8 protein-coding genes are annotated in these 12044 nt (G+C 56.1%); 7 read left to right on the forward strand and 1 reads right to left on the reverse strand.

Features of this window, described 5'->3' with window-relative positions:
* Positions 1 to 329 precede the first annotated feature (329 nt).
* Positions 330 to 662 (forward strand): phage holin family protein, encoded by a 333-nt coding sequence (locus ACXR0M_RS14285; protein WP_458832469.1) that lies wholly within the window; start codon positions 330 to 332, stop codon positions 660 to 662.
* Between the two features lie 156 nt (positions 663 to 818).
* Here ACXR0M_RS14285 and ACXR0M_RS14290 read toward each other — a convergent pair whose 3' ends face one another.
* Positions 819 to 1553 carry a hypothetical protein gene (locus ACXR0M_RS14290; RefSeq protein WP_458832470.1) on the reverse strand — a complete coding sequence of 245 codons (735 nt, stop codon included), beginning with the start codon at positions 1551 to 1553 and terminating at the stop codon, positions 819 to 821.
* Between the two features lie 209 nt (positions 1554 to 1762).
* On the opposite strand from ACXR0M_RS14290, the gene ACXR0M_RS14295 reads away from it, so the two are divergent.
* From ACXR0M_RS14295 to ACXR0M_RS14320, 6 genes are all read left to right on the forward strand, one after another.
* Positions 1763 to 2365, forward strand: coding sequence for a terminase small subunit (locus ACXR0M_RS14295; protein ID WP_458832471.1), 603 nt, complete (start codon positions 1763 to 1765; stop codon positions 2363 to 2365).
* A gap of 429 nt (positions 2366 to 2794) precedes the next feature.
* Positions 2795 to 3310 carry an Hcp family type VI secretion system effector gene (locus ACXR0M_RS14300; protein ID WP_458832472.1) on the forward strand — a complete coding sequence of 172 codons (516 nt, stop codon included), beginning with the start codon at positions 2795 to 2797 and terminating at the stop codon, positions 3308 to 3310.
* Positions 3311 to 3436: 126 nt separating this feature from the next.
* A complete protein-coding gene (locus tag ACXR0M_RS14305) occupies positions 3437 to 6343 on the forward strand; it encodes a type VI secretion system Vgr family protein (RefSeq protein ID WP_458832473.1) in 2907 nt (968 codons plus the stop codon).
* Positions 6340 to 11025, forward strand: coding sequence for an RHS repeat-associated core domain-containing protein (locus ACXR0M_RS14310; RefSeq protein WP_458832474.1), 4686 nt, complete (start codon positions 6340 to 6342; stop codon positions 11023 to 11025). Before ACXR0M_RS14305 ends, ACXR0M_RS14310 begins: the two co-directional genes overlap by 4 nt.
* A complete protein-coding gene (locus ACXR0M_RS14315; protein ID WP_236190878.1) occupies positions 11015 to 11497 on the forward strand; it encodes a DUF4265 domain-containing protein in 483 nt (160 codons plus the stop codon). The genes ACXR0M_RS14310 and ACXR0M_RS14315 overlap by 11 nt, the downstream gene beginning before the upstream one ends.
* A 237-nt stretch (positions 11498 to 11734) precedes the next feature.
* The gene (locus ACXR0M_RS14320; protein ID WP_130902052.1) at positions 11735 to 11998 is read left to right on the forward strand and encodes a PAAR domain-containing protein; all 264 of its coding nucleotides are present in this window, start codon (positions 11735 to 11737) and stop codon (positions 11996 to 11998) included.
* The last annotated feature ends 46 nt before the right edge of the window (positions 11999 to 12044 follow it).

The following is a 12044-nucleotide window of genomic DNA, read 5'->3' on the forward strand; positions in this document are numbered from 1 at the left end:
TACACGAGAAAAGAGAGATAAAAGTAGGACGGTGGGGCAATGCCCCAATCTACGGGACTTTCAGACGTCCCACCTCGTTTTGGATAAGTGGGACGCATGGGACGCCAGAAAAGCAAAAGACAGCCGGGACAGATATTCACCGACATTCGCCAGCCGTTCACCGGACGTAAGCCACACATTCACCGGATGGCATTAAAACGGTCTTGCTGCCACCAGAATCGACCTGTAAAAAGGGGCCATCTTCGATGGGTGCGACCGCAAAGCGCGGCAGGCCACCCACCAGCCGACCCGGCCATTGCGCCGGGTCTTTTTGTTTGAGGGGCAGGGTAATGACGAACGAGCAACAGGCACTGGCAGAGATGCCGATCTGGTTGGTGATTGCCCTGTCCCTGGTTGGCGGCGTGTCTGGCGAGATGTGGCGCGCTGACAAGGATGGGGCACGAGGTTGGGCGTTACTGCGCCGCCTCGCACTTCGCTCCGGCGCCTGCATCGTGTGCGGCGTGTCAGCGATGATGTTGCTGTTCGGTGCGGGCCTGTCGATCTGGACAGCGGGCGCCTTGGGTTGTCTCACCGCGATGGCCGGCGCGGACGTCGCCATCGGCTTGTACGAACGCTGGGTGGCCCAGCGCCTGAACCTGAGCGAGGCCGAGTCGAAGGCATGAGCCGGGCAGGCCGGGTAGGGCGCCGATTTTTACGGGTCCTCCCCGACGGCCGCCCCCTACACGGGTTATCGAACTCGCGGATTCTCTCTAGCTGAAACCTTTGCAGGGATGTCCGTCTTTTCAAACGGAATGCTCTAGGTTCGCAGCGCTTGATACTTAGAGAGCTTTTTTGGGTTTCGCCTGAAGCAGTATTTTTCTCATCACCCGGTTTGTTCTGTTGTCGATTTTATAGACGGTCTGGTTCGAGAGTAGGAAAGCACTTTTGGTGTCTGCTACCACGAGGTAGCCAGTAATGCTTTCTCCTTCTTTCGTTACGACGCTATGTACCTGGTTTACCCCGCCCGTTACCTCGATACCAGCCATTTCACGGATCTCTTGCTTGCCTCTGTCAACACCATGCTTTACCCCGATGGTGGGTAAAACGAATACTACAAAGAGGGCAAGACTCCCCATCAAACCCTTTTCGATGAGGGACTGCGTTTTCGTTTCCTGAGTGGCAAGCGTGTATACGTACGCTGCAGCAATGACAACAAATGGGAGCCATTGCAGGAGGTGTCCAATGATTGGCCTTCCATCAACCCAACCCATAACTGTAGTGAACCAGTGTACATAACCCGCAGCCAGAATCGTTGGGTTCGCCAAATCAAGCTCACCTGTCGAGATACCGAACTGCTCGAAGTAAGCGGCGAGCTCCAGGTAGCCATCGACAAAGAGAGCTGCCTGCAGGAATAGCGCCATACCGATCAATAGCTTCAGGGCAAAGTCTTTGTCTATCGCCTTCGTAACCGGTGCTAGCGAAGTAGGCGTTTGCGGGCCTGAGCAATTTGGCTGGGTGATGGTTATTGGAGCCGTCAGCTCAACTCGAATTTTCTTTTCTCTATTCCAAAACACGTTTCGTCCTTGATGCGTTGGAGGGGCGGTGGTGGAGATTAGCGTAATGAGCATGGCCCAGAAAGCGTCGGGGACCCTGAGGACTTTCAAAGGACACGGGGTCGGAAACCCGCGGGATCTTGTTAGTGGGAGGCCCGCCAGCTTACTGAAATTTCAATCCACTGAAATCTTGAAAGGATTCATTGAAAAGCCGCTGAAAAGGAGGGCTTATGAACGCAGTCACTTACCTGTCAAAGAGCGCCTTCGCTGCGCACATCGGCCGATCACCGAGCTACATCACCTGGCTGAAAGAGAATGGCCGGTTGGTGCTGTCGCCCAATGGCAAGCAGGTCGATGTGCTGGCCACCGAAGCATTGATCCGCGATACCGCTGATCCGAGTAAGGCTGCCGTCGCTGCTCGCCACCAACAGGATCGGCTTCAGCGTGATGTGTACAGCCACGTCGCAGCTCAATCCGAGCCGACCAAAATGGCTGCGCCGCCGCCCGTTGACCCTGCGCAAGGGCAGACTCCGGACTTTCAGAAAGCACGAGCGCATCGAGAGCACTACCTGGCGCGGATGGCTGAGATGGAGTTTCGCAAGGCGCAGGGTGAACTGGTCGAGATCAGCTTCGTGCAGAAGGCCGCTTTTGAAACGGCACGTTCGCTCAATCATTCGCTGATGAGTATGTCGCCTCAATTGGCACCGCAACTCGCTGCCTTGTCGGATCCATGGGAAGTGGAGCGGCAGCTGACCGCTGCATTGCGCCAGCGGCTTAATGAAATTGCCCAAGTCTCAAGTGACGATTTTGGCGTTGAATTGGAGGAGTGTTGAGAATAGCCATTGGCTTACGGTTTGTTATGGTTTGTGCAAAGGTGTGCTTCTAATGTTTGTCCATCTAAAAATGCTGTTCTGACTTCGTGATATGAAAAAAATCAGTCATTGATGTGTTGAGTGATCTTTTTTGAAAGTGCGCAAGAAGTTGCGCATATGGTCATAATATTTTTCCTTTAAAATCGCTACAGCCCACACACCACAACGCCTGCAGCCAAGTGCGCAAGAAGTTGCGCAGTACTGCGCAACTTCTTGCGCACTTTTTGCCTGAAATGCAGGGTTTTTCGCCCAAGAAACAGCTCTCTCCGTGCCATATCCCTGATCTACAAGGCTTCTGAAAAACTGGCACGCTCTTTGATAAGAGTCAGGCACCCACCGGGCGATTTCGCCTCCCGGGCACCCTAACTTTATCCGCAAGGAGCACCTCCCATGGCAACACCAGCGTACATGTCGGTTACCGGCGAAAAACAAGGCCTGATCACTGCCGGCGCTTTCACCGCCGACTCCGTTGGCAACACCTACCAGGAAGGTCACGAAGACCAGGTCATGGTTCAGGCGTTCAGCCACGACGTGATCATCCCGCGTGACCCGCAATCCGGTCAGCCAACCGGTCAGCGCGTGCACAAGCCAGTTGTGATCACCAAGGTCTACGACAAGGCTTCGCCTCTGCTGCAAGCCGCTCTGACTTCCGGCGAGCGCATGAGCGAAATCGTTATCCAGTGGTACCGCACTTCGGCTCAAGGTACCCAAGAGCACTACTACACCACCAAACTGGAAGACGCGATCATCGTCGCCATCAACAACAAGATGCACAACTGCCAGGATCCATCGAACGCCCACTTCACCCACCTGGAAGAAGTGCAGTTCACCTACCGCAAAATCACCTGGACCCACGAAGTATCCGGTACTTCGGGTTCCGATGACTGGCGTGCTCCAGTCGTTTAATTTCGGCTGATCGTTGTACCGCTCCGGCCGGCAAGACCGGTCGGGGCGCACTCACCTCTAAAAATTTTTTTGCCTATAGCCCCTTGAGGGCTGTTGCGCGTCGCAGAATTGCGCGAGGAACAAGGGATGTTCTCACCGGCCAATCAGCCTCATTTCAATCTGACCATCGATGGCGCGGACAGCGATTTCCAGGTGCTGTCGTTCACCGGGAGAGAGGCGCTCAACACCCCCTTCGAGTTCGAACTGGAACTGGTCAGTGAGAAGGCCTCGATCAACCTTGAAAGCCTGCTGCACAAACTCGCGTTCCTGCAGCTGTCGCCCAGCGGCACGGGGATTCACGGGCTGATCTACAGCATCGCCCAGGGCGAGGCCGGCAAGCGCCTGACGCGCTACAAAATCTCCCTGCGCCCGCAGCTGTCGTACCTCGCGCATCGGGTCAATCAGCGCATCTTCCAGCAGATGACCGTGCAGCAGATCATCAGTCAGGTGCTGGAAGAACACGGCATTCTGGCCAGCGATTACCACTTTCAGTTGAGTGCGGTGTATCCCGAGCGCATCTACTGCACGCAGTACGACGAATCGGACCTGCATTTCGTCCAGCGCCTGTGCGAAGAGGAGGGTATTCACTACCACTTCCAGCACACGTCCAGCGGCCACAAACTGACCTTCGGTGATGACCAGACGGTATTCCCGAAACTGGCGCCGGTGGCGTATCAGCAGGACTCCGGGCTGGTGGCGGACCAACCGGTGGTCAAGCGTTTCGGCCTGCGCCTGGCCACCCGCACCAGCCGCACCACGCGACGCGATTATGACTTCGTCAAACCGAAGATCGAGCTGGAAAGCGACGCCAAGAGCAGCGCCCAGCCGGACCTGGAAGACTACGATTACCCGGGCCGTTTCGTGGATCGCGAGCGTGGCAAGCACCTGGCCAACCGCAACCTCGAACGCCATCGCAGCGACTATCGCCTGGCCGAGGGCAACAGCGATCAGCCGATCCTGGTCACCGGGCATTTTCTGGCGCTGACCGACCACGCCAACCCGACGTGGAACGATCTGTGGCTGCTCACCGAAATCTTCCACGAAGGCAAGCAGCCGCAAGTGCTGGAAGAGTCGGTGACCAGCGACACCACCGACAACAAAGACGATTTCCATCAGGGCTATCGCAACCGCTTCAGCGCCATCCCGTGGGATGTGCCGTACCGTCCGCCGCTGGATCACCCGAAACCCAAGGTCCTCGGTTCGCAAAGCGCCGTGGTCACCGGTCCCGAAGGCGAAGAAATCTTCTGCGACCAATACGGCCGGGTGAAGGTGCAGTTCTTCTGGGACCGCGAAGGCCAGCACGACGACAAGACCTCCTGCTGGATGCGCGTGGCCTCCAGCTGGGCCGCCGAAACCTTTGGCTCGATCAACATTCCGCGGGTCGGCATGGAAGTGCTGATCACCTTCCTCGAAGGCGATCCCGACCAGCCGCTGATCACCGGTTGCCTGTACCACGGCGCCAACCTGCCGCCGTACAAGTTGCCGGACTTCAAGACCCTGGCCACGGTCAAGAGCAAGGAATACAAGGGCAGCCGCGCCAACGAACTGCGCATCGACGACACCACCAGCGAGATCAGCATCGCGCTGCGCAGTGATCACGGCGCGAGCGCGATCAACCTTGGTTACCTGACCCACCCGCGCCCAAGCGGCGGTCAGCCTCGGGGCGAAGGTTTTGAGTTAAGAACCGATCGCCACGGCGCCGTGCGTGCCGGAGCCGGTCTGCTGATTACCACCGAACCGCGCCCGAATGAATCCAAGCACCACAAGGACCTGCCGGAGACCGCCGAGCGCCTGGCCACCGCCAGCGATCAACAGGACGGTTTCGCCACGCAAGCCAAAGAGCTTCAAGCCCAGGAAGCGGGCGATCAGGACGACGTGGCCAAGGCCTTGCACGCGCAGCACCAAGGCGTGCTCGGCTCGGGACCCGCAAACCTCACCGCCAATGAATTTCCCGAATTCACCGAGCCGCATCTGGTACTCGCCAGTCCCGCCGGCATCGCCCTGACCACACCGCGCTCCAGCCACATCGCCACCGGCGAACACCTGGCGCTGAGCAGCACCGGTCACACCAGTTTCTCCATCGGCAAACGCCTGCTGGCCAGCGCCAGTCGAGGCATGCGCCTGTTCGTGCAGAGCATGGGCTGGCGGCTGGTGGCGGCCTCCGGCGACATCGACGTCAAGGCGCTGAAGGACAGCATCAACCTGCTGGCCAAACTCAACATCACCGCCAATGCCGACCGCATCACCATCACCGCCAAGACCGAACTGGTGATCCAGGGCGGCGGCAGCGCCACGACCTACAACGCCGGCGGCATCACCCACGCCACCAGTGGCCCGTACACCGCGCACGCGGCGAACTTCGCCTACACCGGGGCGAAATCCCTGGCCGGCGTGTTCCCGGAACCGCCGAAACCCGGCAAGGGCAACCTCGAACTTTTCAACCAGTACGCCGGCCGCCAGGGCATCAAGGACGGCGACTACGAAGTCATCGATGCCTTGGGCAAAAGCATCAAGGGCAAACTCGACGGTAAGGGCTTTGCGAGCGTTTCTGGTGCTGCACCGGGACCGGCGCGCGTGCTGTTCGGCAAGGATCCGGCCGATACCTGGAGTGAAGGCAGCTATATCGGCAAACCGGAGTGGCCATTGAATCCGCCGGGCGCGGACGAAGCTCCAAGCCAAGTGCAAGCAATGGTTGCTCAAGTGTTGCCGAGCAAGAGCTGGGATGTGCTGGAGAAGGGCAAGGATATGGCCCAGACAGGGATGAGTGCTGTACAGACGGCACAAGGTGCATTGGAAACGGCGCAACAGGTTAAAGGTGCTGTACAAGGCGGAGTGGCTGGCTTGCCAAAACTGGCGAGTGCGGCGACACCGAGCGCGTCGAGCATTCTTAGCGCAGCAAGCAAGGCGGGCAAGCTGCCTAGCCTTCCGGCCCCGTCCTTGCCCAAACCAGCGCTTAAGGCAGCTGACCTGTTAAATGGGGAGGTGCTGTCATGACTGAAGCTGCCGTTGCCAAGAAGCGCGAGCCTCAGGTAGCCGTCGTTCCGCTCAACACGTTGGATGTGCAGGACGTGGGGCGTGGTGCCGCTCGGTTTGATGCCTGGCTGCGATCCATTAGCGGTGATGTGGTCACGCTCGATCGAATCAAAGGGGTCGCCGGGTCATTGCCGGTTGTAGGCAACATCATGGCGCTGGTCGACGCGCTTGGCGACATCGTCACGCTTACCAAAAGCAAGCAGCGGGAGTTACTTGATTGGGTCAGCCTGGGTATCAACCTGATCGGTGTTTTACCAGCCCCTCCGACCATGGCTGCTGCTCGTATGAGTTTGCGCCCGACCTTGTTTTTGGTACGTCAGGAACTGCGTAACAGTGCCAAGATGTTGTTGGGCGATTCTATGATCGAAGTGCTGGTTGGGCACTTGAACGCCACCATCGTCGGCACGATCGATGACTTCGTAAAACAGGCCCAAGGTAAACTTTCGGGCATTCTTGCCGATGCCGGGAACTTGGGGGCAAGCGCGGTAAACGAAATTGCGAAAGGGCTTGAAGCCGTCGTCAACGGCAAGCTCGACGCAAAGGGCGATGCGCGCGCCGCGGGTCAGAAAATCACTGCTGCCGGCAATCAATTGCTTAGCGATCCCAAGGCGGCCATCAGCAATATCTTTGGGGCTGCATTCAGTGCCTACAAAGCCGTAGGTAAAGGAGTTGCCAATAGCGCAGCGAAAAACCTTCTGCCGGACCAGGCTAAAAAACTGGTGATGACGCACACCGGCACATTGAGAGCGATGGGGCCAGAAATCAAAACCCAACTGAGTAAGTTGGGTGACCCGGGAACGCGGCACTCCATCGGTTGGTTGTTGCAAATGCTCAGCGGTGCTGTGGTGACTTGGCGTAAACGCCGAGGACATGGACAGAGCGCTAGTGTTAAACCTAATGCCACCAGTAAGGCGCAGAGCAAAGCAGGTGAAGGCCGGCTCGAAGCCAGCAGCCGTCAGGCTCCTGCGAATGCTAACGCCAATGGCCAGAAAAATGGTGCATGCGCGGGTACTTGCAACAGTATTAGCTTCGCGTTGGGCTCCGAGTCGCTAAGCCATACCGATTTCAGCCTCCCAGGTCCATTTCCTATTGAATGGGTGCGTACCTACAGCTCCCGGTTTGATGCCTTTGACAATGGCGAACTAGGTGCTCGGTGGGTGACAGAGTTCACCACCCGATTCGACTGCAAGGGCGATGGTCTGGTTTTCTTTGGAGCCGACGGTCGTAGTATCGATTTTCCTCTGCCCAAGGTAGGCCTCTATCACTATGACCCCGTTGAGAATCTCACGCTGGTTCGCTCCGGTGAGGATCAACTGCTGGTTTGCTTCGGTTTCGAGCGCAAAGAAACCTATGTCCGTCGTGGTCGTTCCTTCTGGCTGACGGATGTCAAAATGCGCAGTGGCGCGGGGCTAATGCTGCACTATGAGCATCGGCATGGGGACGCCCTGGTATTGTCTGACCTGATCACCTATCAAGGGGATATAACGCAGGTCCATTTGCACGTCGGAACCCTGCTTGATGATCATGGGCGGTTGGCCGGTCTTTGGGAAATCCGTGACGGCGCGCCTGTACGACAACTGTGTAATTACCAATACAACATCCACGGCGATCTGATCCAGGCACAGGATGAAAACGGTGCTGCCTGGAGCTATCAGTATCAGCATCATCTGCTGACTCGATACACCGATCGCACCGGCCGCGGGTTGAATCTGGAGTGGGACGGCCACACCTCGCACGCCAAGGCCGTGCGCGAGTGGGCGGATGACGGCAGTTTCGATACTCGTCTTGAATGGGACGAAAACATCCGCCTGACATATGTCACCGATGCCAATGGCAACGAGACTTGGCATTACTACGACATCAAGGGCTACACCTACCGAATTCGGTATGCCGATGAACGCTCAGAGTGGTTCTTTCGCGATGACGCGAAAAACATCATTCGTCACGTTCATACAGACGGTACCTCCGATCGATACAGCTATGACGAGCGCGGTAATTTGCTCGAGCACATCAGTCCCGACGGCAGTGTCGCTCACTACGCCTACGATGATCTAAATCAACTGATCAAGGTTAGTGATGCAGAGGGCGGGCAGTGGCAGCGAGCTTACGATGATGCCGGTAATTTGGTGGAGTCGGTCGATCCGCTTGGAAACAGGACGGAGTATGCCTACGACAAAGCAGGTCAGTTGATCGCTATCAAGGACGCAATCGGCAACGAGAAAGCGCTTGAGTACAACGATGCTGGTCAGCTTCTGAAATATACCGATTGCTCTGGCAAAACCAGCGAATGGGAATACAACGATCGCGGTCAGATGATCTGTTTTACCGATGCAGCAGGACAAAGCACCGAGTATGAGTACAAGGCTGGACATATCGCCTTGCTTATTCATCCAGATAAAACCCAAGAGCGATTCGAGCGTGATGCCGAAGGGCGTCTTCTTGCCCATATTGACGGTCTGGATCGCTGCACGACATGGAGCTATAACGCTTCCGGGTTGATTGCCGAGCGCGTAGACGCCTGCGAGCAAACGCTTCGCTACCGTTGGGACCGGCTGGGTCGTCTTGTAGCGCTGGAAAACGAAAACGAGCAGCGCACCCAATTTCACTATGACCCTGTCGGAAGGTTGCTTGAGGAAAAAGGATTCGATGGCGTTGCTACGCGCTATCAGTACGATTCCGAGAGCGGGCGTTTGGCGAGAGCCATTAACGGTGAGCGCGTCATTTCGATGTCGTTTGACCCCATGGGACGGCTTGTAGAACGCCATGCCAGCTTGGGCAATACGTCTCAGAGTGAATCCTTTGCGTATGACGGTAATGGCAACATGGTTTTGGCCACGAATGACCAAAGCCGGCTGCTGTGGTTCTATGATTTGGCCGGTAATCTGATCAGAGAGCATCAGCATTATCAGAGCCTGGATGCACCGCTCGTTGCAATCTGGAGGCACGAGTACGACCCCCTCAATCAGTGCGTAGCTACGACCCGCCCGGATGGTCACCGGGTGAGCTGGCTGACGTACGGCAGTGGGCATTTGCTTGCGTTGAAACTGGATGATCACGAGCTGGTCGGTTATGAGCGAGATGACCTACATCGTGAGGTCGTTCGTCATCAAGGCAATCGTCTGCGCCAGACTCAAAAATGGGACCCGGCAGGTCGCCTGCAGGAGCAATTGCTAGGCCGAAGTGATGACAATTCCACTTTGCTCAAGCGCGAATACAAATACGATGCGGTCGGCCAGTTGACCGAGCTAAACGACACGCGTCGCGGACCGCTGTCCTATCGTTACGATCCAGTCGGAAGACTGATCAGTGCAGCAAGCCGCTTCGGGGTTGAGAAATTCGCTTTCGATCCTGCCAGTAACCTGCTCGACGAAAAGGTGGCAGAAGTACGGCGGCCTCTTGATCAGGCGCCAACGCGTAGTCGGTTGGTAGACAATCTGCTACGGGAATACGTCGGCACCCATTACGAATATGACGATCGCGGCAATCAAACACTGCGTTGGCACAATGGTCAACGCAGTCGATTGCAATGGGATCTGTTCGATAGGTTGGTTCATTTCGAGGATGATCGTCTCTCGGTCAAATACGCCTACGACGCCTTGGGTCGCCGGCTATACAAGCATTCAACCGCCCATTATAGAAATCGTCCTGAAGCAGGTTCTCACTGGAATAAAAATGAGCAGGGACGTGTTCAGCGTTTGCTTGGCTGTGGCCTGACTTTGTACGGGTGGGACGGAGATAATCTTTCCTGGGAAAGCAGTCCTGCGCCTATTGATGGGGGAACTGGCCGCACAGTCCACTACGTTTATGAACCCGGCACGTTTGTTCCGGTGGCTCAAGCGATCAGACACGCCTCGATTGATTTGTTAAGCCAGCCTGAATATGTCGGTGGCGAGAGTCTTGAAGATGACCCGCTTTGGAGTCATGTACCCAAAGCACAACCGTTTGATGCTTTAGCCTGGTATCAGTGTGATCATTTAGGCACACCATTGGAGCTTACCGATCAGGACGGTCAGGTCGCCTGGAGCGCTCAATACAAGGCGTGGGGACAGGCAAAAGAACAGACATCAGCCACAGCAGTACGGCATGGGCTGAACAATCCAATTCGTTTCCAAGGTCAGTACCACGATCATGAAACAGGCTTGCACTACAACCGATACAGGTACTACGACCCCCATGTAGGTCGCTTCATCTCAAAGGATCCGATAGGTCTGATGGGGGGCATAAACCTTCATCAATACGCACCTAACCCAACCCAATGGGTGGACCCTTTAGGGCTGGTGAAGAAACCGCCATCCAAGCGCGCCCTAAAAGACGGCGCTGGAGCATCGCCTCAAGATATCGCTGCGAGTAAGGTCGGCGGAGGCAGTCGAAAAGGGCAGGCGGCTTGTCGCAAAAAACTCATTGATAAAAGTAAGCCAGTGGGCGTTTACAAGTGCTGGCGGTGTGGACATACCTCTACCAATCCTGATGACATGCACTTGGGGCATAAGAATGTGGCCACCTCAAATGGGGGCAACCTTGCCGATGTCAACGTAGATCTTGAGGGCGCGTCGTGTAACCTGAGTGCGGGAAATAGCGGTTACGTGAAGGAAGGGATGTCGTGTGTCGAACGTGGAAGTTGTGGAGCGCCATATGGACGATAAAGAATTGCCTGTACTGATTCAGGTGTTTGTATCAGATGACGGTGGCCCCGTATTCGAGGAGCTCCCTGCAATTGCGATGGGGCAGGATACATATGAGCTGTTGTCTTCACCTGGCCTTGCGCTGAATTTGGCTCGAGGTGACGTCATCTCGATAAAAAACAAAAACACTCACGCTGAAGTCCTCAAGCGCGGAGGGAATTTTTGTATTCATATCTACGCCGATTTCATCCCCGAGGACGTCATTGCTCAGCTCGAATCTGATGTCGGCAATGAGCTGGGTGGAACACTTGATGGCGTTTTCGAAGGCAATCTTTCGTTGGCTGTGCCGTCCAGCAACGGGATGGACAGAATCAATGAGTTCTTTGATCGCTTCCGCGAGAAAACCGGCCTCGAATGGTATTACGCCAACGTCTACAAGAACATTGATGATGAAGAGGATGAAACGCTGCTGAATTGGTGGCTGCAGAGCTGATTGATTCGAAGAGTGATCTCGCTGACAACAATCGAAGCTTGGCTAAGCAAGCTTGGATAAACACAAATGTGTCGGCTAGATCTACGAAACGCAGTGTGAGATCGAAGGGCGCGTGATAGGTCGGTAGTGACTGCGGCGCGCTTTATCGGCCAGCCAGAAAATATGAACGAGGGCGACCCTCTTTCGAACGTTTGCCTGGCCGATATAAATCCAAGATTTAGTCAAAGGAGTGACACCATGAAAGATGTTATTCGCTTAGGCGACTCCACCACTCACGGTGGCAAAGTGCTCGAAGCCTTCTCCCGAACCGACCTCAACGGCAAGCCTATTGCTGGCGTCGGTCACAAAGTTAGCTGTCCGCTTTGCAAAGGGGTTTTCCCCATTGCAGAAGGCAGCAGCACCTACACCGTTGATGGTACGCCCATCGCTCTGGACGGTATGAAAACTGCCTGTGGTGCCGCGCTCATTGCGAGCGGTCCGAAAGGCGCAGTGATCAGCTGATCGACCTGACTACATCCTGGTTTCATTGCCAACGAGAGGCGACGTG

The sequence above is a fragment of the Pseudomonas sp. Eth.TT006 genome (genome assembly GCF_054456575.1).